General features: G+C 66.1%; 30 protein-coding genes. All 30 read left to right on the plus strand.

Annotated elements, in window-relative coordinates:
• Window positions 1-227 precede the first annotated feature (227 nt).
• The 30 genes from rplJ (at window position 228) to secY (ending at window position 25,630) form a co-directional block, all read left to right on the plus strand.
• Entirely contained in the window at window positions 228-758 is a 531-nt protein-coding gene (rplJ, locus tag LUM46_RS07395) for a 50S ribosomal protein L10 (RefSeq protein ID WP_274993145.1), read from the plus strand.
• 84 nt (window positions 759-842) lie between these two features.
• Window positions 843-1,229 carry a 50S ribosomal protein L7/L12 gene (gene rplL / locus LUM46_RS07400; RefSeq protein ID WP_274993146.1) on the plus strand — a complete coding sequence of 129 codons (387 nt, stop codon included), beginning with the start codon at window positions 843-845 and terminating at the stop codon, window positions 1,227-1,229.
• A gap of 394 nt (window positions 1,230-1,623) precedes the next feature.
• Window positions 1,624-5,136 (plus strand): DNA-directed RNA polymerase subunit beta, encoded by a 3,513-nt coding sequence (rpoB, locus tag LUM46_RS07405; protein ID WP_274993147.1) that lies wholly within the window; start codon window positions 1,624-1,626, stop codon window positions 5,134-5,136.
• Window positions 5,137-5,213: 77 nt separating this feature from the next.
• Window positions 5,214-9,098 (plus strand): DNA-directed RNA polymerase subunit beta', encoded by a 3,885-nt coding sequence (locus LUM46_RS07410; RefSeq protein WP_274993148.1) that lies wholly within the window; start codon window positions 5,214-5,216, stop codon window positions 9,096-9,098.
• 450 nt (window positions 9,099-9,548) lie between these two features.
• Window positions 9,549-9,923 carry a 30S ribosomal protein S12 gene (rpsL, locus tag LUM46_RS07415; RefSeq protein ID WP_108492305.1) on the plus strand — a complete coding sequence of 125 codons (375 nt, stop codon included), beginning with the start codon at window positions 9,549-9,551 and terminating at the stop codon, window positions 9,921-9,923.
• Window positions 9,923-10,393: a 30S ribosomal protein S7 gene (gene rpsG / locus LUM46_RS07420; protein ID WP_020016110.1), complete on the plus strand. Its 471-nt coding sequence runs from the start codon at window positions 9,923-9,925 to the stop codon at window positions 10,391-10,393. The genes rpsL and rpsG overlap by 1 nt, the downstream gene beginning before the upstream one ends.
• 93 nt (window positions 10,394-10,486) lie before the next feature.
• A complete protein-coding gene (gene fusA / locus LUM46_RS07425; RefSeq protein ID WP_274993149.1) occupies window positions 10,487-12,589 on the plus strand; it encodes an elongation factor G in 2,103 nt (700 codons plus the stop codon).
• A 122-nt stretch (window positions 12,590-12,711) separates the two neighbouring features.
• A complete protein-coding gene (gene tuf / locus LUM46_RS07430; protein WP_274993150.1) occupies window positions 12,712-13,908 on the plus strand; it encodes an elongation factor Tu in 1,197 nt (398 codons plus the stop codon).
• 526 nt (window positions 13,909-14,434) lie between these two features.
• On the plus strand, window positions 14,435-14,743 hold the full coding sequence (gene rpsJ / locus LUM46_RS07435; protein WP_019146773.1) for a 30S ribosomal protein S10: 309 nt from the start codon (window positions 14,435-14,437) through the stop codon (window positions 14,741-14,743).
• A 14-nt stretch (window positions 14,744-14,757) separates the two neighbouring features.
• Window positions 14,758-15,411, plus strand: a complete 654-nt coding sequence (rplC, locus tag LUM46_RS07440) for a 50S ribosomal protein L3 (RefSeq protein WP_274993151.1) — start codon at window positions 14,758-14,760, stop codon at window positions 15,409-15,411.
• Window positions 15,412-15,416: 5 nt separating this feature from the next.
• Complete coding sequence (rplD, locus tag LUM46_RS07445; protein WP_274993152.1) at window positions 15,417-16,109, plus strand: 50S ribosomal protein L4; 693 nt, start codon at window positions 15,417-15,419, stop codon at window positions 16,107-16,109.
• Window positions 16,106-16,408, plus strand: coding sequence for a 50S ribosomal protein L23 (gene rplW, locus LUM46_RS07450; protein WP_129788480.1), 303 nt, complete (start codon window positions 16,106-16,108; stop codon window positions 16,406-16,408). The genes rplD and rplW overlap by 4 nt, the downstream gene beginning before the upstream one ends.
• A 31-nt stretch (window positions 16,409-16,439) precedes the next feature.
• Entirely contained in the window at window positions 16,440-17,276 is an 837-nt protein-coding gene (gene rplB, locus LUM46_RS07455) for a 50S ribosomal protein L2 (RefSeq protein WP_129788481.1), read from the plus strand.
• Between the two features lie 14 nt (window positions 17,277-17,290).
• The gene (gene rpsS / locus LUM46_RS07460) at window positions 17,291-17,572 is read left to right on the plus strand and encodes a 30S ribosomal protein S19 (RefSeq protein ID WP_253869175.1); all 282 of its coding nucleotides are present in this window, start codon (window positions 17,291-17,293) and stop codon (window positions 17,570-17,572) included.
• Between the two features lie 67 nt (window positions 17,573-17,639).
• A complete protein-coding gene (gene rplV / locus LUM46_RS07465; protein WP_116673591.1) occupies window positions 17,640-17,999 on the plus strand; it encodes a 50S ribosomal protein L22 in 360 nt (119 codons plus the stop codon).
• On the plus strand, window positions 17,999-18,838 hold the full coding sequence (gene rpsC / locus LUM46_RS07470; protein WP_274993153.1) for a 30S ribosomal protein S3: 840 nt from the start codon (window positions 17,999-18,001) through the stop codon (window positions 18,836-18,838). Before rplV ends, rpsC begins: the two co-directional genes overlap by 1 nt.
• 2 nt (window positions 18,839-18,840) lie before the next feature.
• Entirely contained in the window at window positions 18,841-19,257 is a 417-nt protein-coding gene (gene rplP, locus LUM46_RS07475; RefSeq protein WP_108492297.1) for a 50S ribosomal protein L16, read from the plus strand.
• A complete protein-coding gene (gene rpmC, locus LUM46_RS07480; RefSeq protein WP_116673593.1) occupies window positions 19,257-19,496 on the plus strand; it encodes a 50S ribosomal protein L29 in 240 nt (79 codons plus the stop codon). The genes rplP and rpmC overlap by 1 nt, the downstream gene beginning before the upstream one ends.
• A 4-nt stretch (window positions 19,497-19,500) precedes the next feature.
• Complete coding sequence (gene rpsQ, locus LUM46_RS07485) at window positions 19,501-19,788, plus strand: 30S ribosomal protein S17 (RefSeq protein ID WP_274993154.1); 288 nt, start codon at window positions 19,501-19,503, stop codon at window positions 19,786-19,788.
• A gap of 136 nt (window positions 19,789-19,924) precedes the next feature.
• Entirely contained in the window at window positions 19,925-20,293 is a 369-nt protein-coding gene (rplN, locus tag LUM46_RS07490; protein ID WP_274993155.1) for a 50S ribosomal protein L14, read from the plus strand.
• Between the two features lie 2 nt (window positions 20,294-20,295).
• Window positions 20,296-20,637 carry a 50S ribosomal protein L24 gene (rplX, locus tag LUM46_RS07495; RefSeq protein ID WP_116673595.1) on the plus strand — a complete coding sequence of 114 codons (342 nt, stop codon included), beginning with the start codon at window positions 20,296-20,298 and terminating at the stop codon, window positions 20,635-20,637.
• Complete coding sequence (gene rplE, locus LUM46_RS07500; RefSeq protein WP_116673596.1) at window positions 20,637-21,209, plus strand: 50S ribosomal protein L5; 573 nt, start codon at window positions 20,637-20,639, stop codon at window positions 21,207-21,209. The genes rplX and rplE overlap by 1 nt, the downstream gene beginning before the upstream one ends.
• A 1-nt stretch (window position 21,210) precedes the next feature.
• Window positions 21,211-21,396 carry a type Z 30S ribosomal protein S14 gene (locus LUM46_RS07505; RefSeq protein WP_021480434.1) on the plus strand — a complete coding sequence of 62 codons (186 nt, stop codon included), beginning with the start codon at window positions 21,211-21,213 and terminating at the stop codon, window positions 21,394-21,396.
• A 73-nt stretch (window positions 21,397-21,469) separates the two neighbouring features.
• Window positions 21,470-21,868 carry a 30S ribosomal protein S8 gene (rpsH, locus tag LUM46_RS07510; protein ID WP_274993156.1) on the plus strand — a complete coding sequence of 133 codons (399 nt, stop codon included), beginning with the start codon at window positions 21,470-21,472 and terminating at the stop codon, window positions 21,866-21,868.
• Between the two features lie 21 nt (window positions 21,869-21,889).
• Window positions 21,890-22,426, plus strand: a complete 537-nt coding sequence (gene rplF / locus LUM46_RS07515) for a 50S ribosomal protein L6 (protein ID WP_274993157.1) — start codon at window positions 21,890-21,892, stop codon at window positions 22,424-22,426.
• Window positions 22,427-22,428: 2 nt separating this feature from the next.
• On the plus strand, window positions 22,429-22,800 hold the full coding sequence (rplR, locus tag LUM46_RS07520; RefSeq protein ID WP_274993158.1) for a 50S ribosomal protein L18: 372 nt from the start codon (window positions 22,429-22,431) through the stop codon (window positions 22,798-22,800).
• A gap of 31 nt (window positions 22,801-22,831) precedes the next feature.
• Window positions 22,832-23,485: a 30S ribosomal protein S5 gene (rpsE, locus tag LUM46_RS07525; protein WP_274993159.1), complete on the plus strand. Its 654-nt coding sequence runs from the start codon at window positions 22,832-22,834 to the stop codon at window positions 23,483-23,485.
• The gene (rpmD, locus tag LUM46_RS07530) at window positions 23,485-23,667 is read left to right on the plus strand and encodes a 50S ribosomal protein L30 (RefSeq protein ID WP_171103670.1); all 183 of its coding nucleotides are present in this window, start codon (window positions 23,485-23,487) and stop codon (window positions 23,665-23,667) included. The genes rpsE and rpmD overlap by 1 nt, the downstream gene beginning before the upstream one ends.
• A gap of 2 nt (window positions 23,668-23,669) precedes the next feature.
• On the plus strand, window positions 23,670-24,122 hold the full coding sequence (gene rplO / locus LUM46_RS07535; protein ID WP_274993160.1) for a 50S ribosomal protein L15: 453 nt from the start codon (window positions 23,670-23,672) through the stop codon (window positions 24,120-24,122).
• A gap of 212 nt (window positions 24,123-24,334) precedes the next feature.
• Window positions 24,335-25,630, plus strand: a complete 1,296-nt coding sequence (gene secY, locus LUM46_RS07540; RefSeq protein ID WP_274993161.1) for a preprotein translocase subunit SecY — start codon at window positions 24,335-24,337, stop codon at window positions 25,628-25,630.
• Window positions 25,631-25,709: the final 79 nt, after the last annotated feature.

Here is a 25,709-nt window from a genome sequence, read left to right on the forward strand (position 1 = left end):
TCTCAGGTAACCCAAGACCGCCGGTTGTTGGACGCTGCCCTCTTGCAGGGCAGAAGAAGACCGAAGTCCCGCTGAGAGCGGGGGCCTGCGCAGGTGACGAACTCGAGTGCGGCCCTGCCGCGCAAACCGAGCCCCGTGCGCCTGCGCCGGGGCTCTTTCTCATTTTCCGGGGCACGCCCGGGGCGTATGCCCCAGGGGACGGTGGTACCACCACCGGAAGGATTGCCATGGCGAGGCCGGACAAGGCAGCCGCAGTCGCAGAGATCGCGGGCAAGCTCCGCGACTCCAACGCGGCCGTGCTGACCGAGTACCGCGGGCTCACCGTCGCGCAGCTCAAGGAGCTGCGGCGGTCGCTCAGCGGCAACGCAACCTACGCCGTGGTGAAGAACACGCTGACGGGGATCGCGGCCAAGGAGGCCGGTGTCGAGGGTCTCGACGCCGACCTGAAGGGCCCGTCCGCCATCGCATTCGTGACCGGGGACCCGGTCACGGCTGCGAAGGGTCTGCGTGACTTCGCCAAGGCGAACCCTGCTCTGGTCATCAAGGGTGGCGTGCTCGACGGCCGCCCGATGTCCGCTGCAGAGATCACGAAGCTCGCGGACCTCGAGTCCCGCGAGGTTCTGCTGGCCAAGGTGGCCGGCGGTCTGAAGGCCACGCTGACGCGTGCTGCTTACGCCTTCAGCGCCAAGCCCGCCCAGGTCGCCCGCGTTATCGATGCCCTGCGTCAGAAGCAGGAGTCGGAGGGCGCTGCCGCCTGATCAGGCGGCAGCGCTAGAACAAAACCCCCCTGCTTCTCGCGGGCCGCACCGGCCCGCGAAGCGCCTACTGAAAGGAACGCCATCATGGCGAAGCTCTCCACCGACGAGCTCCTGTCCGCCTTCGAGGAGCTCACGCTCATCGAGCTGTCCGACTTCGTGAAGGCCTTCGAGGACAAGTTCGACGTCACCGCTGCCGCTCCGGTCGCAGCCGTCGCCGCGGGCCCCGCGGGTGGCGCCCCGGCCGAGGCCGCTGAGGAGAAGACGGAGTTCGACGTCATCCTCGAGGCCGCCGGCGACAAGAAGATCCAGGTCATCAAGGAGGTGCGCGCGCTCACGTCCCTCGGTCTCAAGGAGGCCAAGGACCTGGTCGACGGCGCACCGAAGCCGGTTCTCGAGGCCGCCGACAAGGACGCCGCCGAGAAGGCGAAGGCCGCCCTGGAGGGCGCCGGCGCCACCGTCACCCTCAAGTGACCCCAGGCTCCACCGCCTTCGGGCTGGTGTGACGGCGGCCCGGGCTCGTCCCGGGCGCCGTCCGCCGACTGCAGAGGCCCGCACCCTGAAGGGTGCGGGCCTCTCGCGTCTGTCCAGGTCAGCCGAGGTGCGACGACGGTGCGGATACGCAACGATTCGAAGGGTATTGCGTTCTCGGCGTGCACGTACTAGGGCGACTGGACATACTTAAGGGAGATAGGTATGCTAGCGCTTTGCGCCCGCGTGTGCCCTCGACGCCTCCCCCTGCTTCCCGAAAGTCCTGGCTGCATCCCCGCTTGTGGGATGCCCTCCGGCGACCGGTGAAGTCCGGCAGAGCTTCCTGCAGCACCGCAGAGCGTACAGCGTTCACTCGAACTGCAGGGAAGGACCCCTCTTGGCTGCCTCGCGCACCCCTTCAGCTCCGTCCGCCGAAGCCATTGCGAACCGTACCGCTTCCCGTCGCGTTTCTTTCGCAAAGATCTATGAGCCACTCGAGGTCCCCGACCTGCTTGGCCTTCAGACCGAGAGCTTCGACTGGCTACTTGGTAACCCAGCCTGGCAGGGCCGGGTAGAAATTGCCAAGGCGGCTGGCCGTAATGATGTCCCGGAAACTTCGGGCCTCGAAGAGATCTTCGAGGAGATCTCCCCGATCGAGGACTTCGGCTCCTCGATGTCGCTCTCCTTCTCGAACCACCGCTTCGAGCCGCCGAAGTACACGGCGGACGAGTGCAAGGAGAAGGACTTCACCTACGCGGCCCCGCTGTTCGTCACCGCGGAGTTCGTCAACTACACCACCGGTGAGATCAAGAGCCAGACCGTCTTCATGGGCGACTTCCCGCTCATGACGGCCCGCGGCACCTTCATCATCAACGGCACCGAGCGCGTCGTCGTCTCCCAGCTGGTGCGTTCCCCGGGTGTCTACTTCGAGCGCACCCCGGACAAGACCAGCGACAAGGACGTCTTCTCCGCGAAGATCATCCCGTCGCGCGGTGCTTGGCTGGAGTTCGAGATCGACAAGCGCGACGCCGTCGGCGTCCGCGTCGACCGCAAGCGCAAGCAGTCCGTCACGGTGCTGCTCAAGGCTCTCGGCATGAGCGAGGCGGAGATCCGCGAGGAGTTCGCCGAGTTCCCGTCGGTGCTGGACACCCTCGAGAAGGACCACGTCCACACCGAGGACGAGGCTCTTGTGGACCTGTACCGCAAGATCCGCCCGGGTGAGCCGCCGACGGTCGAGGCCGGTCGCGCGCTGCTCGAGAACTTCTACTTCAACCCGAAGCGCTACGACCTCGCGAAGGTCGGCCGCTACAAGGCGAACAAGAAGCTCGGTGTCGACGCACAGCTGGCCGAGTCCACGCTGTCGCTGACCGACGTCGTGGCCACGATCAAGTACCTCGCCGCTCTGCACGCCGACAAGCAGGTTCTCTCGGGGATGCGCAACGGCGAGCCGGTCGAGGTGCGCGTCGAGGTCGACGACATCGACCACTTCGGCAACCGCCGTATCCGCGCCGTGGGTGAGCTCATCCAGAACCAGGTGCGCACGGGTCTGTCCCGCATGGAGCGCGTCGTTCGCGAGCGCATGACCACGCAGGACGTCGAGGCCATCACGCCGCAGACGCTGATCAACATCCGTCCGGTCGTCGCGTCGATCCGTGAGTTCTTCGGCACGTCGCAGCTGTCGCAGTTCATGGACCAGAACAACCCCCTGGCGGGGCTGACGCACAAGCGTCGCCTGAACGCGCTGGGCCCGGGTGGTCTGTCCCGTGACCGCGCCGGCATGGAGGTCCGTGACGTCCACCCGTCGCACTACGGCCGCATGTGCCCGATCGAGACCCCTGAGGGTCCGAACATCGGTCTGATCGGTTCGCTCGCGTCGTTCGGTCGCATCAACCCGTTCGGCTTCATCGAGACGCCGTACCGGAAGGTCGAGGACGGCAAGGTCACCGACAACATCGAGTACCTGACGGCCGATGACGAGGACCGCTACATCATCGCGCAGGCGAACACGCCGCTGCTCGAGGACGGCACGTTCGTCCTCGACCGCGTGCTCGTCCGCACCAAGGGTGGCGAGACCAACGACATCCCGGGTGCCGAGGTCGACTACATGGACATCTCGCCGCGCCAGATGGTGTCGGTCGCGACGGCCCTGATCCCGTTCCTCGAGCACGACGACGCCAACCGCGCCCTCATGGGTGCCAACATGCAGCGCCAGGCGGTGCCGCTGGTCCGGTCCGAGGCCCCCGTGGTCGGTACCGGCATGGAGCGCCGTGCGGCAGTCGACGCCGGCGACGTCATCGTGGCGACCAAGCCCGGTGTGGTCACCGAGGTCTCGGCCGACCTGGTGCTCGTGGCGAACGACGACGGCACGACGGGCTCGTACCGTGTGCACAAGTTCGTGCGCTCGAACCAGGGCACGAGCTACAACCAGCGCGTGCTGGTCGACGAGGGTGCACGGGTCGAGATCGGCTCCGTCCTCGCGGACGGCCCGGCCACGGACGAGGGCGAGCTCGCGCTCGGCCGCAACCTGCTGGTCGCGTTCATGTCGTGGGAGGGCCACAACTACGAGGACGCGATCATCCTGTCGCAGCGTCTCGTGGAGGACGACGTCCTCTCCTCGATCCACATCGAGGAGCACGAGGTCGACGCTCGCGACACCAAGCTCGGCCCGGAGGAGATCACGCGGGACATCCCGAACGTCTCCGAGGAGGTCCTCGCGGACCTCGACGAGCGCGGCGTGATCCGCATCGGCGCCGAGGTCGGCGCGGGCGACATCCTGGTCGGCAAGGTCACCCCGAAGGGTGAGACCGAGCTGACCCCGGAGGAGCGCCTGCTGCGTGCGATCTTCGGCGAGAAGGCGCGCGAGGTGCGCGACACCTCGCTCAAGGTCCCCCACGGCGAGCAGGGCACGGTCATCGCGGTGCGCGAGTTCAACCGGGAGGACGGCGACGAGCTGCCCGCCGGCGTGAACCAGCTGGTGCGCGTCTACATCGCGCAGCGCCGCAAGATCACGGTCGGCGACAAGCTGGCCGGCCGCCACGGCAACAAGGGCGTCATCTCGAAGATCCTCCCGCAGGAGGACATGCCGTTCCTCGAGGACGGCACGCCGGTCGACGTCATCCTGAACCCCCTGGGTGTGCCGGGCCGAATGAACGTCGGCCAGGTGCTGGAGACCCACCTCGGGTGGATCGCCAAGCAGGGCTGGGACGTCTCGCTGGCGGAGGACAAGGGCGGGGAGTGGCTGGAGAGCCTCCCCGACGTCGCTCACACGAGCGAGCCGGGCCGCCCTGTCGCCACGCCGGTGTTCGACGGTCTGGAGGAGGTCGCGCTGCGCGGTCTCTTCGGGGCGACCCTGCCGAACCGGGACGGCCAGCGCATGGTCAACCCGGACGGCAAGGCGATGCTGTTCGACGGCCGCTCCGGCGAGCCGTTCCCCGAGGCCGTCTCCACCGGCTACATGTACATCCTGAAGCTGCACCACCTGGTCGACGACAAGATCCACGCGCGTTCGACCGGCCCGTACTCGATGATCACGCAGCAGCCGCTGGGTGGTAAGGCGCAGTTCGGTGGTCAGCGGTTCGGTGAGATGGAGGTCTGGGCACTCGAGGCGTACGGCGCCGCGTACACGCTCCAGGAGCTGCTCACCATCAAGTCCGACGACGTCCCGGGCCGTGTCAAGGTCTACGAGGCGATCGTCAAGGGCGAGAACATCCCCGACTCGGGCATCCCGGAGTCCTTCAAGGTCCTCCTCAAGGAGATGCAGTCGCTGTGTCTGAACGTCGAGGTGCTCTCGAGCGACGGCAGCCACATCGAGATGAAGGAGTCGGACGACGAGGTGTACCGCGCCGCTGAGGAGCTCGGGATCGACCTTTCGAGGCGGCCCAACGCCGCCTCCAGCGTCGACGAGATCTGACACCGGTCCGCGCCCGTTCACACCGGGCGCGGACCTGGACACCAAGGGTTTTCGAGAACTTCAGGAAGTAGGACATCTTGCTCGACGTCAACGTCTTCGACGAGCTGCGTATCGGCCTCGCCACGGCCGAGGACATCCGTGCCTGGTCGCACGGTGAGGTCAAGAAGCCAGAGACCATCAACTACCGCACCCTCAAGCCGGAGAAGGACGGGCTCTTCTGCGAGAAGATCTTCGGTCCGACCCGCGACTGGGAGTGCTACTGCGGCAAGTACAAGCGCGTGCGCTTCAAGGGCATCATCTGTGAGCGGTGTGGCGTAGAGGTCACGCGCTCCAAGGTGCGCCGTGAGCGCATGGGCCACATCGAGCTCGCCGCGCCCGTCACGCACATCTGGTTCTTCAAGGGTGTGCCGTCCCGCCTGGGCTACCTGCTGGACCTGGCTCCGAAGGACCTCGAGAAGGTCATCTACTTCGCGGCCTACATGATCACGTCGGTCGACGACGAGGCCCGCCAGGAAGACCTGCCGAACCTGCAGAACGAGATCGATCTCGAGAAGAAGGAGATCTCCGACCGCCGGGACAACGACATCAACACCCGCGCCCAGAAGCTCGAGGCCGACCTGGCCGAGCTCGAGGCCGAGGGTGCCAAGGCCGACGCGCGCCGCAAGGTGCGCGACTCCGCCGAGCGCGAGATGGCTCAGATCCGCAAGCGTGCGGACCAGGAGCTGGACCGCCTCGAGCAGGTCTGGGACCGGTTCAAGAACCTCAAGGTCGCTGACCTCGAGGGCGACGAGATGCTGTACCGCCAGCTGCAGGACCGCTACGGCACCTACTTCGAGGGCGCCATGGGCGCGAACGCGATCCAGCAGCGCCTCCAGAACTTCGACCTGGAGGCCGAGGCCGACTCGCTGCGCGAGACCATCCGCTCGGGCAAGGGCCAGCGCAAGACCCGTGCTCTCAAGCGCCTCAAGGTCGTGAACGCGTTCCTCACGACCACGAACTCGCCGACCGCGATGGTGCTCGACGCCGTCCCGGTCATCCCGCCGGACCTGCGCCCGATGGTGCAGCTCGACGGTGGCCGGTTCGCGACGTCGGACCTGAACGACCTGTACCGCCGCGTCATCAACCGGAACAACCGCCTCAAGCGGCTCCTGGACCTGGGCGCGCCGGAGATCATCGTCAACAACGAGAAGCGGATGCTCCAGGAGGCCGTGGACTCGCTGTTCGACAACGGCCGCCGTGGTCGTCCGGTCACGGGCCCGGGCAACCGTCCGCTGAAGTCGATCTCCGACATGCTCAAGGGCAAGCAGGGTCGATTCCGGCAGAACCTGCTCGGCAAGCGTGTCGACTACTCGGGCCGTTCGGTCATCGTGGTCGGCCCGCAGCTCAAGCTGCACCAGTGCGGTCTGCCCAAGCAGATGGCGCTCGAGCTGTTCAAGCCGTTCGTCATGAAGCGGCTCGTGGAGCTCAACCACGCGCAGAACATCAAGAGCGCGAAGCGCATGGTCGAGCGCACCCGTCCCGTCGTCTGGGACGTGCTCGAAGAGGTCATCACGGAGCACCCGGTTCTGCTGAACCGTGCACCGACGCTGCACCGCCTGGGTATCCAGGCCTTCGAGCCGCAGCTCGTCGAGGGCAAGGCCATCCACCTGCACCCGCTCGTGTGCGGCGCGTTCAACGCCGACTTCGACGGTGACCAGATGGCGGTGCACCTGCCGCTGAGCGCCGAGGCGCAGGCCGAGGCCCGCATCCTCATGCTCTCGAGCAACAACATCCTGAAGCCGTCGGACGGCCGTCCGGTGACCATGCCCTCGCAGGACATGATCATCGGTCTGCACCACCTCACGAGCGACCGTCCGGGCGCCGTGGGCGAGGGCCGTGCGTTCGGCTCCGTGGCCGAGGCCATCATGGCCTTCGACCGCAACGAGCTGGACATCAACGCCAAGATCAAGCTTCGGATGTCGGACCTGGTGCCGCCGCTGAAGGACTTCGAGGCGCCCGAGGGCTGGGAGCCGGGGCAGCAGCTCCTGTTCGACACCACCCTCGGCCGGTACCTGTTCAACGAGACGCTGCCCGTCGACTACCCGTACGAGAACGGTGTCGCCGACAAGAAGCGCCTGTCGACGATCGTCAACGACCTCGCCGAGCGCTACCCGAAGGTGGAGGTGGCCGCGGCGCTGGACGCGCTGAAGGACGCCGGCTACCGCTGGGCCACGCGTTCCGGTGTCACGATCGCCATCTCCGACGTCGCTGCGCCGACCGAGAAGGCCGCGATCCTCGACGAGCACGAGGCTCGGGCCCTGAAGGTCCAGCAGCAGTTCGAGAAGGGTCTGATCACCGACGACGAGCGCCGTCAGGAGCTCATCGAGATCTGGACGCAGGCGACCGACAGGGTCGCGTCGGTCATGCGGGAGAAGCTCGAGAGCGACGCGCGGAACACCGTCATGCGCATGGTGGGTTCGGGTGCCCGTGGTAACTGGATGCAGGTCCGTCAGATCGCCGGTATGCGCGGTCTCGTGGCGAACCCGAAGGGTGAGATCATCCCTCGCCCGATCAAGTCCAACTACCGTGAGGGCCTGTCCGTCCTCGAGTACTTCATCGCGACGCACGGTGCCCGTAAGGGTCTGGCCGACACGGCTCTCCGTACGGCTGACTCGGGTTACCTGACCCGTCGTCTGGTGGACGTCTCGCAGGACGTCATCATCCGCGAGGAGGACTGCGGCACCGAGCGTGGACTCACGCTGCCGGTCGCCGAGCAGCTCCCGGACGGCTCGCTCGTCCCGGACGACCGCGTCGAGACCAGCATCTACTCGCGTACCTTCGCGACCGACGTGGTGGACGCCGACGGCAACGTCATCGCGACCGCCGGTTCGGACGCGGGCGACGTCATCATCGACCAGGTGATCGCCGCGGGCATCGAGAGCGTCAAGGTCCGTTCGGTCCTGACGTGCGAGTCCCGCGTGGGTACCTGCGCGAAGTGCTACGGCCGCTCCCTGGCCACGGGCCTGCTCGTGGACATCGGCGAGGCCGTCGGCATCATCGCGGCGCAGTCGATCGGTGAGCCGGGCACGCAGCTGACGATGCGTACCTTCCACACCGGTGGTGTGGCGGCCGCCGAGGACATCACGCAGGGTCTGCCGCGTGTCACCGAGCTCTTCGAGGCCCGTACCCCCAAGGGTGAGGCGCCGATCGCGGAGTACACGGGTCGCGTGACGATCGAGGACACCGAGCGGACGCGTCACCTCGTGCTGACGCCGGACGACGGTGGCGAGGAGATCAAGTACCCGGTCACGAAGCGTGCGCGCCTGAAGATCGCGGACGGCGACCACGTCACCGTGGGTACGCAGCTCGTGCAGGGTGCTGTCGACCCGAAGAAGGTGCTGCGGATCCTCGGCCCGCGTGCCACGCAGACGCACCTGGTGGACCAGGTCCAGGAGACCTACCGCAGCCAGGGTGTGGACATCCACGACAAGCACATCGAGGTCATCGTGCGGCAGATGCTGCGTCGCGTGACCGTGCTCGACTCGGGTGACTCGCAGCTGCTGCCGGGTGAGCTCGCGGAGCGCATGCGCTTCGAGGACGCGAACCGCAAGGCCGTGTCGGAGGGTGGCCAGCCGGCCGCCGGCCGTCCGGAGCTGATGGGTATCACGAAGGCCTCGCTCGCCACCGACTCGTGGCTCTCGGCGGCCTCCTTCCAGGAGACCACCCGAGTGCTCACCGAGGCGTCGATGAGCGGTCGCCGTGACCCGCTGCTGGGCCTCAAGGAGAACGTCATCATCGGTAAGCTCATCCCGGCCGGTACGGGTCTGCCCCGCTACCGCAACGTCGAGGTCGAGCCCACCGAGCAGGCGAAGGCCGAGCTCTACCCGAGCTTCGGCTACGACGAGATCGACTTCCCGACGCTCGGCATGGGCTCGGGCGAGGCGATCCCGCTGGAGGACCTGGACCTCGGCGACTTCCGCTGATCCACCTCCGCCGAGGTAGTCACCTGGCGAAGTAGACACGCAGCGAGGTAGTCACCCAGCATCCACTGGGTGACTACCTCGCTGTACGTCTACCTCGCCAAGGGGCTATCTCGGCAGGTTCGGGTGCATCTCACACCCGATTCGTTTTGACCCCCCGTAAACACGTGGGTATTCTTAGAATTCGTGCCCGCGCCGTCGGGCTGCACTTCCTGAAAACCACCGCAAGGTGGCTTCGGATGCGGCCGATGTGAGCGCGTGGGCATCCCGGCGAGATCCTCCGGGGCACGTCGTGCCCTGATGGTGGAGCCGGGCCATCGAGCCGGTGGTAAGTGGCGCAGCAGTCCCCGTGAGGGCTGTGGGTGCCGCATGCAATCGGCACGCACAAGCCAAGATCATCGACGGGGACGCCGGCAGGGCGTCGCCGAAGCTCAAGAAGACGACGGAGACGTAGTGCCTACGATCCAGCAGCTCGTCCGCAAGGGGCGTACCTCGAAGGTCACGGCGTCCAAGACGCCGGCCCTTCATGCCTCCCCTCAGCGGCGCGGTGTGTGCACACGCGTGTACACCACCACCCCCAAGAAGCCGAACTCGGCGCTCCGCAAGGTTGCGCGTGTGAAGCTCTCCTCCGGTACCGAGGTCACCGCGTACATCCCCGGCGTCGGCCACAACCTGCAGGAGCACTCCATCGTGCTCGTGCGTGGCGGCCGTGTGAAGGACCTCCCGGGCGTGCGGTACAAGATCGTCCGCGGCGCGCTCGACACCCAGGGTGTCAAGGGCCGCAAGCAGGGCCGGAGCAAGTACGGCGCCAAGAAGGAGAAGAGCTAATGCCCCGCAAGGGTCCGGCCCCCAAGCGGCCGCTCATCGTCGACCCGGTCTACGGGTCCCCGGTTGTCACGCAGCTGATCAACAAGGTGCTGCTCGACGGCAAGAAGTCGACCGCCGAGGCGATTGTCTACGGCGCCCTCGAGGGTGTTCGTGCCAAGACCGACGGCGACCCGGTCGTGGTGCTCAAGCGTGCGCTGGACAATGTCCGTCCCGCGCTCGAGGTGCGCTCCCGCCGCGTCGGTGGTGCCACGTACCAGGTGCCGGTCGACGTCCGCCCCACGCGTGCCACCACGCTCGCGCTGCGCTGGCTCACCGACTTCTCCCGCGCTCGTCGCGAGAAGACGATGACCGAGCGTCTGATGAACGAGATCCTCGACGCGTCGAACGGTCTCGGTGCTGCTGTCAAGCGCCGCGAGGACATGCACAAGATGGCCGACTCCAACAAGGCCTTCGCGCACTACCGCTGGTAGTAGCTTCCGAGCGGCCCCGGGTCACCCCGGGGCCGTCGGTGGATGCTTGACCGCCGGCCCCCAGCCCACCTTCAGACCAAGGGGTAAGACACCGTGGCACTCGACGTGCTGACCGACCTGAACAAGGTCCGCAACATCGGCATCATGGCCCACATCGATGCCGGCAAGACCACGACGACCGAGCGCATCCTGTTCTACACGGGTGTGAACTACAAGATCGGTGAGACGCACGACGGTGCGTCGACGATGGACTGGATGGAGCAGGAGCAGGAGCGCGGCATCACGATCACGTCCGCCGCGACGACCTGCTACTGGAAGAACAACCAGATCAACATCATCGATACGCCGGGTCACGTCGACTTCACGGTCGAGGTGGAGCGTTCGCTCCGCGTGCTCGACGGTGCCGTTGCCGTGTTCGACGGCAAGGAGGGTGTCGAGCCCCAGTCGGAGACGGTCTGGCGCCAGGCGGACAAGTACGACGTCCCGCGCATCTGCTTCGTCAACAAGATGGACAAGCTCGGTGCGGACTTCTACTTCACCGTCGACACCATCATCAACCGCCTCAAGGCGAAGCCGCTGGTCATCCAGCTCCCGATCGGGTCGGAGAACGACTTCGAGGGCGTTGTCGACCTCATCGAGATGAAGGCGCTCACGTGGCGCGGCGACACCAAGATGGGTGAGGAGTACGAGGTCGAGGAGATCCCGGCCGACATGCTCGAGAAGGCGCAGCAGTACCGCGCCGACCTGGTCGAGGCTGTCGCCGAGGCCGACGACGAGCTGCTCGAGAAGTTCCTCGGTGGCGAGGAGCTGACGGTTCCGGAGATCAAGTCCGGCATCCGGAAGCTCGTCATCAAGTCCGCGGCCTTCCCGGTCCTGTGCGGCTCGGCGTTCAAGAACAAGGGTGTCCAGCCCATGCTCGACGCCGTGATCGACTACCTGCCGACCCCGCTCGACGTCCCGGCTGTCCAGGGTGTCGACGTCAAGGACGCAGAGAAGGTCATCGAGCGTCGCCCGGACGAGAAGGAGCCGTTCTCGGCCCTCGCGTTCAAGGTCGCCACGCACCCGTTCTTCGGCAAGCTGACCTACGTCCGTGTCTACTCGGGCAAGGTCGCGCAGGGCGCCGCCGTGCAGAACTCGACCAAGGGCAAGAAGGAGCGCATCGGGAAGCTCTTCCAGATGCACTCCAACAAGGAGAACCCGGTCGAGGAAGCGCACGCCGGGCACATCTACGCGTTCATCGGGCTCAAGGACGTCACCACCGGTGACACCCTGTCCGACCCGGCGAACCCGGTCATCCTCGAGTCGATGAGCTTCCCGGAGCCCGTCATCGACGTGGCCATCGAGCCGAAGACGAAGGCCGACCAGGAGAAGCTGTCGACCGCCATCCAGAAGCTCGCACAGGAGGACCCGACCTTCCGCGTGCGTCTGGACGACGAGACCGGCCAGACCGTCATCGGCGGTATGGGCGAGCTCCACCTCGACATCCTCGTCGACCGTATGCGTCGCGAGTTCAAGGTCGAGGCCAACGTCGGTAAGCCGCAGGTCGCCTACCGCGAGACCATTCGCCGCGTTGCGGAGAAGGTCGACTACACGCACAAGAAGCAGACCGGTGGCTCCGGCCAGTTCGCCAAGGTCCAGGTGACCTTCGCACCGCTGGCGACGGCTGAGGGCGAGCTCTACGAGTTCGAGAACGCCGTCACCGGTGGCCGCATCCCGCGCGAGTACATCCCGTCCGTGGACGCTGGTATCCAGTCGGCCATGCAGCAGGGTGTGCTGGCGGGCTTCCCGGTCGTCGGCGTCAAGGCGTCGCTGATCGACGGTGCGTACCACGACGTCGACTCCTCGGAGATGGCGTTCAAGATTGCCGGTTCGATGGTCTTCAAGGAAGGCGTCAAGCGCGCCGACCCGGTCCTGCTCGAGCCGGTCATGGCCGTCGAGGTGCGTACGCCCGAGGAGTACATGGGCGACGTGATCGGCGACATCAACTCCCGACGTGGCATGATCCAGTCCATGGAGGACGCGACCGGCGTCAAGGTCGTTCGCGCCCAGGTGCCGCTCAGTGAGATGTTCGGCTACATCGGTGACCTCCGGTCGAAGACCCAGGGTCGCGCGGTGTACTCGATGCAGTTCGACAGCTACGCCGAGGTTCCCAAGGCAGTTGCCGAAGAGATCATCAAGAAGACCCGGGGCGAGTGAGTCCCCACAGGTCGACCCGCACAACCAACCTGTAGGAAGAACCGCACGCCCCGCAGTTGTAGGCTTCTTGGCCGAGCATCTGCAACGTTCGGAACATCTACCCAAGTCCCAGGAGGACCCCAGTGGCTAAGGCCAAGTTCGAGCGGACCAAGCCGCACGTCAACATCGGCACGATCGGTCACGTCGACCACGGTAAGACGACGCTGACCGCCGCGATCTCGAAGACGCTTGCGGACAAGTACCCGGACCTTCCGGCGAACACGCAGCGCAACTTCGACGAGATCGACGCCGCGCCGGAGGAGAAGCAGCGCGGTATCACGATCAACATCGCGCACATCGAGTACGAGACGCCGAAGCGCCACTACGCGCACGTCGACGCTCCGGGTCACGCCGACTACATCAAGAACATGATCACCGGTGCCGCGCAGATGGACGGCGCGATCCTGGTGGTTGCCGCGACCGACGGTCCGATGGCCCAGACGCGTGAGCACGTGCTGCTCGCCCGTCAGGTCGGCGTGCCGTACCTGCTCGTGGCGCTCAACAAGTCCGACATGGTCGACGACGAGGAGATCCTCGAGCTCGTCGAGATGGAGGTTCGTGAGCTGCTGTCCTCGCAGGAGTTCGACGGTGACAACGCGCCTGTCGTGCGCGTCTCCGGCCTGAAGGCTCTCGAGGGCGACCCCGAGTGGGTCGAGAAGGTCGTCGAGCTCATGGAAGCCGTCGACGAGAACGTGCCGGAGCCGCTGCGCGACCTCGACAAGCCGTTCCTCATGCCGATCGAGGACGTCTTCACGATCACCGGTCGTGGCACCGTCGTCACCGGCAAGGTCGAGCGTGGCACGCTGGACATCAACTCGGACGTCGAGATCGTCGGCATCCGCCAGCCGCAGAAGACCACGGTCACCGGTATCGAGACGTTCCACAAGCAGATGGACCAGGCTCAGGCCGGCGACAACACCGGTCTGCTCCTGCGTGGCATCAAGCGCGAGGACGTCGAGCGCGGTCAGGTCATCGTGAAGCCGGGTTCGATCACCCCGCACACGAACTTCGAGGCTCAGGTCTACATCCTGGGCAAGGACGAGGGTGGCCGTCACAACCCGTTCTACTCGAACTACCGCCCGCAGTTCTACTTCCGCACCACGGACGTCACCGGCGTCATCACGCTGCCCGAGGGCACCGAGATGGTCATGCCCGGCGACAACACCGAGATGTCGGTCGAGCTCATCCAGCCGATCGCCATGGAGGAGGGTCTGGGCTTCGCCATCCGCGAGGGTGGCCGCACGGTCGGTTCAGGCCGTGTCACCAAGATCATCAAGTGATCCTGGAGCACAGACTCGTCTGACGGAAGTCAGCTGAACGATGGGGCCCGGGCGCTTCGGCGCCCGGGCCCCATCGCGTAAGTAGCGGGAGTCACACCATCCTCCGTTTGGTACATGCGGAGTCGTATGGCAAGATTGCATAGTTGCCTGTCACAGGCGCGCTCTTTCAAGTGTCGAACAGTGTGCAGAACCGCAGTCCTTGGTCCCGGATCGTTCGGGTTCAGCAGAGGCTGGAGCGGTCACCCTCCCGGGGAGAAACCGGGTGTGGGGTCGCGGGGTTTATCGCCTGCTATTCGATGCTACGAGGCGCCCCGCGGAGCACACGTCCTTCGGTCTTCCGGAGGAACTGTTCCGAGCAGGCTCGGCAAACGTCGTGGTCGGTCCGGCTGTACAGCTGGTCCAGATCACTTCCCAACGGCCCCGGCACCAGTCATGGTGTTATGCGCCCGGCTGTGTCGTATTACGCGACACGCCCGAGTGCGTGGGTCGGACAGTAGCGGTTCGAGAGAGAGAGTCAGACGACGCCATGGCGGGACAGAAGATCCGCATCCGGCTCAAGTCCTACGACCACGAGGTGATCGACAGTTCGGCGCGCAAGATCGTCGACACGGTCACTCGCGCTGGTGCGACGGTCGTGGGTCCGGTGCCGCTGCCGACGGAGAAGAACGTCTTCGTTGTGATCCGGTCGCCTCACAAGTACAAGGACAGCCGCGAGCACTTCGAGATGCGTACGCACAAGCGGCTCATCGACATCATCGATCCCACGCCCAAGGCCGTCGACTCGCTCATGCGACTCGACCTGCCGGCGGACGTGAACATCGAGATCAAGCTCTGAGGCTGGAGGACATCATGACCAACCAGCAGAAGAACGTGACCGCGTTGCTCGGGACCAAGCTCGGCATGACGCAGCTCTGGGACGAGGCAGGCCGCCTCGTGCCGGTGACCGTCGTGTCCGTGGGCACCAATGTGGTGACCCAGGTCCGCACGGTTGACGCCGACGGTTATGCGGCTGTTCAGCTCGCGACCGGCCAGGTCGACCCGCGCAAGGTCACCAAGCCCCTCAAGGGCCACTTCGAGAAGGCCGGCGTCACGCCGCGCCGTCACGTGGCCGAGATCCGCACCGAGAACGCCTCCGAGTTCACGCTCGGCCAGGAGATCACTGCTGACGCCTTCGAGGCCGGCGCCGTGGTCGACGTGGTTGGCACCACCAAGGGCAAGGGCACCGCCGGTGTGATGAAGCGTCACGGCTTCCACGGCGTGGGTGCTTCGCACGGTGCGCACCGTAACCACCGCAAGCCCGGCTCGATCGGTGGCGCTTCGACGCCGTCGCGAGTCTTCAAGGGCATGAAGATGGCCGGTCGGATGGGTAACGCCCGTCAGACCACCCAGAACCTGACCGTTCACGCGGTCGACGCTGAGAAGGGTCTGCTGCTCGTCAAGGGCGCGGTTCCCGGCCCCAAGGGTGGCGTCGTCCTCGTGCGTAACGCCGCGAAGGGAGCGTGAACCCGATGAGCGCTCTGACTGTCGACGTCCTGGACGCCCAGGGCAAGAAGTCCGGTACCGCCGAGCTCCCTTCTGAGGTGTTCGACGTCGCCGTGAACATCCCGCTGATCCACCAGGTGGTCGTTGCGCAGCGCGCAGCCGCCCGCCAGGGCACCGCGTCCACGAAGACTCGTGGCGAGGTCCGCGGTGGTGGCCGCAAGCCGTACAAGCAGAAGGGCACCGGCCGCGCCCGTCAGGGCTCGATCCGCGCTCCGCAGTTTGCCGGCGGTGGCGTCGTCCACGGCCCGCAGCCGCGCAAGTACGACCAGCGCACCCCGAAGAAGATGAAGGCCGCCGCCCTGCGTGGTGCGCTCTCTGACCGTGCTCGTGCCGGTCGCGTGCACGTCGTTGCCGGTTTCGGCATCGAGGGTGTCCCGTCGACCAAGACGGCGCTTGCCACCATCACGAAGCTGACGACGCGTGCTCACGTGCTCGTCGTGACGCAGCGCGATGACGAGGCCACGGTCAAGTCCCTGCGCAACGTTCCCGAGGTGCACCTCCTGGTCGCTGACCAGCTGAACACCTACGACGTGCTCGTCTCCGACGACGTCATCTTCACCGAGGGTGCGCTTGCCGCTTTCCTCGAGGGCCCGACCAAGGGCGCGAAGGCTGTCGCCACGGAGTCCGAGGCCGAGACCGCTGAGGAGACTGCCAAGTGACCGTCACCGTGAAGGACCCGCGCGACATCCTGCTCGCGCCGGTCGTCTCCGAGAAGAGCTACAACCTTCTCGACGAGGGCAAGTACACCTTCATCGTGGACCCGAGCGCCAACAAGACCGAGATCAAGATCGCTATCGAGAAGGTCTTCAGCGTCAAGGTCGCGTCGGTGAACACGATGAACCGCAAGGGCAAGACGCGTCGCACGCGTTTTGGCCTCGGCAAGCGCAAGGACACGAAGCGTGCGATCGTCACCCTCCGCGAGGGCACGATCGACATCTTCGGCGGTCCGGTCGGCTGAGCTGACGAGAGACGATTGAGGACAGGTTTCCATGGGAATCCGTAAGTACAAGCCGACGACGCCCGGCCGCCGCGGCTCCAGCGTTGCCGACTTTGTCGAGGTCACACGCTCGCAGCCGGAGAAGTCGCTGATCCGCCCGCTGAGCAAGACCGGTGGCCGTAACAACACCGGTCGTATCACGACGCGTCACAAGGGCGGCGGCCACAAGCGTGCCTACCGCGTCATCGACTTCCGTCGTCACGACAAGGACGGCGTGCCCGCGAAGGTCGCTCACATCGAGTACGACCCCAACCGCACGGCGCGCATCGCGCTGCTGCACTACGCGGACGGCGAGAAGCGCTACATCATCGCGCCGAACAAGCTGTCGCAGGGCGACCGCATCGAAGCTGGTGCGGGTGCCGACATCAAGCCCGGCAACAACCTGCCGCTGCGCAACATCCCGACCGGTACGGTCATCCACGCCATCGAGCTTCGGCCCGGTGGCGGTGCGAAGATCGCTCGTTCGGCTGGTGCGTCGGTGCAGCTCGTTGCCAAGGACGGCCCCTATGCGCAGCTGCGCATGCCGTCCGGCGAGATCCGGAACGTCGACCTGCGCTGCCGCGCGACGGTCGGCGAGGTCGGCAACGCCGAGCAGTCGAACATCAGCTGGGGCAAGGCCGGCCGCATGCGCTGGAAGGGCAAGCGCCCGACCGTGCGTGGCGTCGCCATGAACCCGGTGGACCACCCCCACGGTGGTGGTGAAGGCAAGACGTCCGGTGGACGTCACCCGGTCAGCCCTTGGGGCCAGGCCGAGGGTCGTACCCGCCGTCCGAACAAGTCGAGCGACCGGATGATCGTCCGTCGCCGTCGTACCGGCAAGAAGCGCTGATAGGAGCCTGAAACATGCCTCGTAGCCTGAAGAAGGGCCCCTTCGTAGACGGTCACCTCCAGAAGAAGGTGGACGTCCAGAACGAGAAGGGGACCAAGACAGTTATCAAGACCTGGTCCCGTCGGTCGGTTGTCACGCCCGACTTTCTCGGTCACACCTTTGCCGTGCACGACGGTCGCAAGCACGTCCCGGTCTTCGTGACCGAGTCGATGGTCGGCCACAAGCTCGGCGAGTTCGCTCCCACGCGGACCTTCCGCGGCCACGTGAAGGACGACAGGAAGGGTCGTCGCCGCTGAGGCGTGGGGTTCTCCCCACCACAGCAGCGATGATCTGGACTGTCTGAGAAAAGGAAGCAGGACAGCAATGGAAGCCAAGGCGCAGGCGCGGTTCGTCCGTGTCACGCCCCAGAAGGCCCGGCGCGTCGTGGACCTCATCCGTGGCAAGCAGGCCTCTGAGGCCGTCGCGGTGCTGAAGTTCGCACCGCAGGCCGCCAGTGAGCCGATCCGCAAGGTCGTGGAGAGCGCGATCGCGAACGCTCGGGTGAAGGCCGACCGCGCGAGCGAGCGCTTCGACGAGGGCGACCTGGTCGTCTCCGCCGCGTTCGTGGACGAGGGGCCGACGCTCAAGCGTTTCCGGCCGCGGGCTCAGGGACGTGCTACGCGCATTCTCAAGCGCACCAGCCACATCACCGTGGTGCTCGCCGACAAGGAAGGGGCCCGATAGTGGGACAGAAGGTTCACCCGCACGGGTACCGCCTGGGTATTACGACTGACCACCGGTCGCGTTGGTTCGCCGACAGCACCAAGCCCGGTCAGCGGTACCGCGACTACGTCCGTGAGGACGTTCAGATCCGCAAGCTCATGAGCACTGGTCTCGAGCGTGCCGGTATCTCCAAGGTCGAGATCGAGCGCACCCGCGACCGTGTCCGCGTGGACATCCACACGGCACGTCCGGGCATCGTGATCGGCCGTCGAGGTGCTGAGGCCGACCGCATCCGCGGCGAGCTCGAGAAGCTCACGGGCAAGCAGGTTCAGCTCAACATCCTCGAGGTCAAGAACGCGGAGATCGACGCGCAGCTCGTTGCTCAGGGCATTGCCGAGCAGCTGGCCAGCCGTGTCTCCTTCCGTCGCGCGATGCGCAAGGGCATGCAGTCCGCCCAGCGTGCCGGCGCGAAGGGTATCCGCGTGCAGGTCGCCGGCCGCCTCGGCGGCGCCGAGATGAGCCGTTCGGAGTTCTACCGCGAGGGCCGCGTGCCCCTGCACACCCTCCGGGCGTACATCGACTACGGCTTCTACGAGGCCCGCACCACCTTCGGCCGTATCGGCGTCAAGGTGTGGATCTACAAGGGCGAGGTCACCGAGAAGGAGTTCGCCGCTCAGCAGGCAACTGCGGCACCCCGTGCGGGTCGCGGTCGGGGCGACCGCCCCGAGCGTGGCGAGCGCGGTGGCGACCGTCGCGGTGGCCCGCGTCGCAACGAGCGTCCGGCCGAGCGCAGCACTGAGGCAGCCCCCGCGGCTGAGGCAGCTGCTGCTCCGGCCGCAGAGACCGGAACGGAGGCCTGACCATGCTGATCCCCCGCAGGGTCAAGCACCGCAAGCAGCACCACCCGTCGCGCTCCGGTGCGGCAAAGGGTGGCACCCAGATCGCGTTCGGCGACTTCGGCATCCAGGCTCTGGAGCCGGCGTACGTCACCAACCGCCAGATCGAGGCGGCGCGTATCGCAATGACTCGCCACATCAAGCGTGGCGGCAAGGTGTGGATCAACATCTACCCGGACCGCCCGCTGACGAAGAAGCCTGCCGAGACCCGCATGGGTTCCGGTAAGGGTTCTCCGGAGTGGTGGGTCGCCAACGTCAAGCCCGGTCGAATCCTTTTCGAGCTGGCCGGTGTTGACGAGTCCCTTGCTCGCGAGGCCATGCGCCGCGCGATGCACAAGCTCCCGATGAAGTGCCGTTTCGTGGTGCGCGAGGGTGGTGTCTGATGGCTATCGGTACGCAGGGGCTTGCCCCCATCGATCTGGATGGCATGGATGACGAGACTCTCGTCGCCAAGCTGAAGGAAGCCAAGGAGGAGCTTTTCAACCTCCGCTTCCAGTCGGCGACCGGCCAGCTCGAGAGCCACGGTCGTCTCAAGGCCGTCCGTCGCGACATCGCTCGGATCTACACGATCCTGCGTGAGCGCGAGCTCGGCATCCGTACGGCTCCGAGCGTGAGTGAGTGAGGCAATGAGCGAGAACACGACGTCTGCGGCCCCCGAGGCCCAGCGCGCGACGCGTAAGGTGCGCCGTGGCTACGTGGTCAGCGACAAGATGGACAAGACCATCGTGATCGAGGTCGAGGACCGGGTGAAGCACCCGCTCTACGCCAAGGTCATCCGTCGCACGACCAAGGTCAAGGCGCACGACGAGCAGAACAGCGCCGGTGTCGGCGACCTGGTCGTCATCATGGAGACCCGCCCGCTGTCCGCTACCAAGCGGTTCCGGCTCGTGGAGATCCTCGAGAAGGCCAAGTAAGGACTTCTCTTTCGGCTGGGGCGGTGCGTGACACACGTACGCGTGCCGTCCCGGCTCAGCACAGCAACTATCCGTTCGACCAGGCTCGCCGGAAACAGTCCGCGCGAGAACCAGTTCGACGACAGGAGTTCATTCAATGATCCAGCAGGAGTCGCGACTTCGGGTCGCCGACAACACGGGTGCCAAGGAGATTCTCTGCATCCGCGTTCTCGGTGGCTCCGGCCGTCGCTACGCCGGAATCGGCGACACCATCGTCGCCACCGTCAAGGACGCGATCCCGGGCGGCAACGTGAAGAAGGGCGACGTCATCAAGGCTGTCGTCGTCCGGACCGCCAAGGAGCGCCGCCGTCCCGACGGTTCCTACATCAAGTTCGACGAGAACGCCGCCGTCATCCTCAAGGGCGACGGTGAGCCTCGCGGCACCCGCATCTTCGGCCCGGTGGGTCGTGAGCTGCGTGACAAGCGGTTCATGAAGATCATCTCGCTGGCTCCGGAGGTGCTCTGACCATGGCGAAGATCAAGAAGGGCGACCAGGTCATCGTGATCTCGGGTCGCGACAAGGGCAAGACCGGTCGGGTGCTCGAGGTCCTCAAGGACTCCGACCGCCTCGTGGTCGAGGGCGTTCAGCGTGTCACGAAGCACACCAAGGTGGGCCAGTCGCAGCGCGGCGCCCGCACCGGTGGCATCGAGACGGTCGAGGCGCCGATCCACGTGAGCAACGTGATGATCGTCGACCCGGAGACCAAGAAGGGCACCCGCGTCGGGTACCGCGAGGAGCAGGTGGAGCGCGACGGTCGTACCAAGACCGTCCGGATCCGCGTTGCGAAGCGCTCCGGGAAGGACATCTGATGACCGAGACGACCATCGAGGCCCCGGCCCAGCCGCGCCTCAAGCAGAAGTACCGCGAGGAGATCCTCCCGGCGCTGATCGAAGAGTTCGGCCACAAGAACCTGCACCAGGCCGGCGGTCTCACGAAGATCGTCGTGAACATGGGTGTGGGCGACGCGGCCAAGGACTCGAAGCTCATCGAGGGCGCTATCCGCGACCTCTCGGCGATCACCGGTCAGAAGCCCCAGGTCACCAAGGCTCGTAAGTCCATCGCGCAGTTCAAGCTGCGCGAGGGCATGCCGATCGGTGCGCACGTGACGCTTCGCGGTGACCGCATGTGGGAGTTCCTCGACCGCCTGCTGGCGACCGCCCTGCCGCGTATCCGCGACTTCCGTGGTCTGTCGCCCAAGCAGTTCGACGGGCACGGCAACTACACCTTCGGTCTCACGGAGCAGTCGATGTTCCACGAGATCGACCAGGACAAGATCGACCGGGTCCGCGGTATGGACATCACGGTCGTGACGACGGCGACGACCGACGACGAGGGCCGCTCTCTGCTGCGCCGTCTCGGCTTCCCCTTCAAGGAGAACTGACATGGCGAAGAAGGCCCTGATCAACAAGGCGGCCGCCAAGCCGAAGTTCGCGGTTCGCGCCTACACCCGGTGCCAGAAGTGCGGTCGCCCGCACTCCGTTTACCGCAAGTTCGGCCTGTGCCGCATCTGCGTTCGGGAGATGGCCCACCGCGGCGAGCTCCCGGGCGTCACCAAGAGCAGCTGGTAACACAACTACGCCGTAGGTCTGTCCGGCCCCTCGAGGCCGCTCGGATACCCCGGCGAGGAAGGGCAAGAGCCCGATGACTATGACCGACCCGATCGCAGACATGCTGACCCGTCTGCGTAACGCGAACTCGGCGCACCACGACACGGTTTCCATGCCGTCGTCGAAGCTGAAGACGCACATTGCTGAGATCCTGCAGGCCGAGGGCTACATCGTCGGCTGGTCCGTGGAGGATGCCCAGGTGGGCAAGACCCTCACGCTCGAGCTGAAGTACGGCCAGAACCGGGAGCGCGCCCTGGCGGGCGTGCGCCGCGTCTCGAAGCCCGGTCTGCGTGTCTACCGCAAGTCCACCGATCTGCCCAAGGTGCTCGGCGGCCTGGGCGTGGCGATTCTGTCCACGTCCTCCGGCCTCCTCACCGACCGGCAGGCACAGGCCAAGGGCGTCGGCGGCGAAGTCCTCGCCTACGTCTGGTAATCCGGAAAGGAGAAAACGCCAATGTCTCGAATCGGCAAGCTTCCCGTTCCGGTCCCAGCCGGCGTGGACATCACTGTCAGCGGCGCGCTCGTGACCGTGAAGGGCCCCAAGGGTTCTCTCGAGCACAATGTGCCCGCACCCATCAATATCGCCCAGGAGGACGCCCAGCTTGTGGTGTCCCGTCCGGACGACGAGCGGAACTCCCGTGCGCTGCACGGCCTGACCCGCACCCTGATCGCCAACATGATCACCGGTGTGACGCAGGGCTACGAGAAGAAGCTCGAGATCGTCGGTACTGGTTACCGTGTCGTGGCGAAGGGCTCGAACCTCGAGTTCGCGCTCGGCTTCAGCCACCCCGTTGTCGTCGAACCGCCTGCGGGCGTCACGTTCGCAGTCGAGAGCCCCACCAAGTTCTCGGTCTCGGGCATCGACAAGCAGCAGGTCGGCGAGGTCGCAGCGAACATTCGCAAGATCCGCAAGCCCGAGCCTTACAAGGGCAAGGGCGTGCGTTACGCCGGCGAGAACGTCCGCCGCAAGGTCGGAAAGGCTGGTAAGTGACGATGGCTATCAAGATCCTGGGCAAGGGCAAGTCCGTCGCTCGTCAGCGTCGTCACCTGCGCCTGCGCAAGAAGATCGCAGGCACCGCCGTTCGTCCGCGTCTGGTCGTCACCCGTTCCTCGCGCCACATGGTGGCGCAGGTCGTGGACGACAGCGTGGGCAAGACCGTCGCGTCGGCGTCGACCCTCGAGGCCGACCTGCGTGCGTTCGACGGCGACAAGACGGCCAAGGCCCGCAAGATCGGCGAGCTCGTCGCCGAGCGTGCCAAGGCTGTCGGCGTCGACACCGTCGTGTTCGACCGCGGCGGCAACAAGTACCACGGTCGCGTCGCTGCAGTGGCTGACGGCGCCCGCGAGGGCGGTCTGGCCCTGTGATGACCAACGCACGGAAGAAGAGGACTCTCTGATGGCTGCAGGGCAGCGCAGCGGCGCCCCCCAGGGTGCCGCCACCGAGAACAAGGACCGTAACGACCGCCGTGGTGGCGGCCGTGGCGGCGACCGTCGCGGAGGGCGCGAGGAGAAGAGCGCCTTCATCGAGAAGGTCGTCTCCATCAACCGCGTCTCCAAGGTCGTCAAGGGTGGCCGCCGCTTCAGCTTCACCGCGCTCGTCGTGGTGGGCGATGGTGACGGCACCGTGGGCGTCGGCTACGGCAAGGCCAAGGAGGTGCCCGCGGCGATCGCCAAGGGTGTCGAGGAGGCGAAGAAGAACTTCTTCCGCGTCCCTCGTATCCAGGGCACCATCCCGCACCCCATCCAGGGTGAGAAGGCCGCCGGTGTCGTGTTCCTGCGTCCGGCGTCGCCGGGTACCGGTGTGATCGCCGGTGGTCCGGTGCGCGCCGTGCTGGAGTGCGCGGGCATCCACGACGTGCTGAGCAAGTCGCTCGGTTCGTCGAACGCGATCAACATCGTGCACGCCACGGTCGCGGCCCTGCAGGGCCTCGAAGAGCCGGCTGCTGTTGCCGCTCGTCGTGGCCTCCCGCTCGAGGACGTGGCTCCGGCCGCGCTCCTCCGCGCGCAGGCCGCTGGTCGTGCCGAGTCGACTGCAAAGGCGGGTGCGTGATGGCTCGACTCAAGGTGACTCAGACCAAGTCCGCCATCGGCGGCAAGCAGAACCAGCGTGACACGCTGCGAACCCTCGGCCTCAAGCGGATCGGCGACACCGCCGTGAAGGAGGACCGTGCGGAGATTCGTGGCATGGTCAAGACGGTGGCGCACCTCGTCACCGTCGAGGAGGTCGAGTGATCATGGCGGAGAACAAGCCGCTGAAGATGCACCACCTCCGTCCGGCCCCCGGCGCCAAGACCGCGAAGACCCGTGTGGGTCGCGGTGAGGCGTCGAAGGGTAAGACGGCAGGTCGTGGTACGAAGGGTACGAAGGCTCGTTACCAGGTCCCCGCTGGCTTCGAGGGTGGGCAGATGCCTCTGCACATGCGCCTCCCGAAGCTGCGTGGGTTCAAGAACCCGTTCCGCGTGGAGTTCCAGGTCGTGAACCTGGACAAGCTCTCCGCGCTGTTCCCCGAGGGTGGCTCCGTCACCGTCGAGGACCTCGTCGCCAAGGGTGCGGTCCGCAAGGGCCAACCCGTGAAGGTGCTGGGCAACGGCGAGATCACCGTCAAGCTCGAGATCGCGGTCGACCGCGTCTCGGCGTCCGCCAAGGAGAAGATCCTGGCGGCCGGCGGTACGGTCTCGGAGGCCTGAGACTGCTGCAGGGCCGGCGGCGCGTGATGCGCGGCCGGCCCTGTGTGCTCTCTTGAGAAAACCAGGGGGCTCTCGTGGTCCGAGAGACCCCGTGAGCAACGTAGAATCCGACACGGTCTGGCTGCACCGTTGTGGTCTGGCCCACGTTCGACACACCTCGCCGGTGCCAGCCGGCGACACTAGATCCCGCAACGGCGGGCCAGGAGGATAGGGTGCTCAGCGCTTTCGGCCGGGCTTTCCGGACGCCAGACCTGCGGCGCAAGCTGCTGTTCACGATCGCGATGATGGCGATCTTCCGGCTCGGGTCGTTCATCCCGACCCCCGGCGTGGACTACGCGAACGTGCAGCAGTGCATCGCCTCGGAGGGCGACGACAGCCTGCTCGGTCTGATCAACGTCTTCAGCGGCGGTGCTCTGCTGCAGCTGTCGATCTTCGCCCTCGGGATCATGCCGTACATCACGGCGAGCATCATCGTGCAGCTGCTTCGCGTGGTGATCCCACGCTTCGAGGCGCTGCAGAAGGAGGGCCAGTCGGGTCAGACCAAGCTGACCCAGTACACCCGCTACCTGACGATCGCCCTCGCGATCCTGCAGTCCACGACCGTCATCACGACGGCCCGCCAGGGTGTGCTCTTCCAGAACTGTGACCTCAACGTCATCGCGGACGACGGCATCCTGACCTCGATCCTCATGGTCATCACCATGACGGCCGGTACCGGCCTCGTCATGTGGATCGGCGAGCTGATCACCGAGCGCGGCGTCGGCAACGGCATGTCCCTGCTGATCTTCACCTCGATCGCGGCCAGCTTCCCGACCTCGCTCTGGTCGATCGCCGGTGGCGCCAACGGCGCCGTCAACTTCACCGTGATGCTGCTGGTCATCATCGTGGTGATCGGGCTCGTGGTCTTCGTCGAGCAGTCGCAGCGCCGCATCCCGGTGCAGTACGCGAAGCGCATGGTGGGCCGCCGGATGTACGGCGGCACCAGCACCTACATCCCGATCAAGATCAACATGTCCGGCGTGATCCCCGTGATCTTCGCGGCGTCGATCCTCGCGATTCCGGGCCTGCTCGCCCAGTTCGGGGACCAGAGCGCCGGCTGGGTCATCTGGATCTCCAACAACCTGGTCCAGCAGTCGTCGCCGCTGTACATCGCGGTCTACACGCTGATGATCATCTTCTTCTGCTTCTTCTACACCTCGATCACGTTCAACCCGGACGAGGTCGCGGACAACATGAAGAAGTACGGCGGCTTCATCCCCGGCATCCGCGCCGGCCGCCCCACGGCGGAGTACCTCGACTTCGTGATCACCCGGATCACCTCCGCCGGTTCCGTGTACCTCGCGCTGATCGCGCTGATCCCGACGCTGGTGCTCGTCTTCCTCGGCGTCAGCACCAACCTGCCCTTCGGTGGCGCCTCGATCCTCATCGTGGTCGGCGTCGGGCTGGATACGGTCAAGCAGATCGATTCACAGCTGCAGCAGCGCCATTACGAAGGATTCCTCCGTTGAGTCAGACTCCCACCACCACCTCCCGCCGCGAGCTGCACGCTCGGCCGGACCAGGAGGGCCAGGTCACGCGCCTGGTCAT

The organism is Promicromonospora iranensis, assembly GCF_028994805.1.
Classification (GTDB): Bacteria; Actinomycetota; Actinomycetes; order Actinomycetales; family Cellulomonadaceae; genus Promicromonospora; species Promicromonospora iranensis.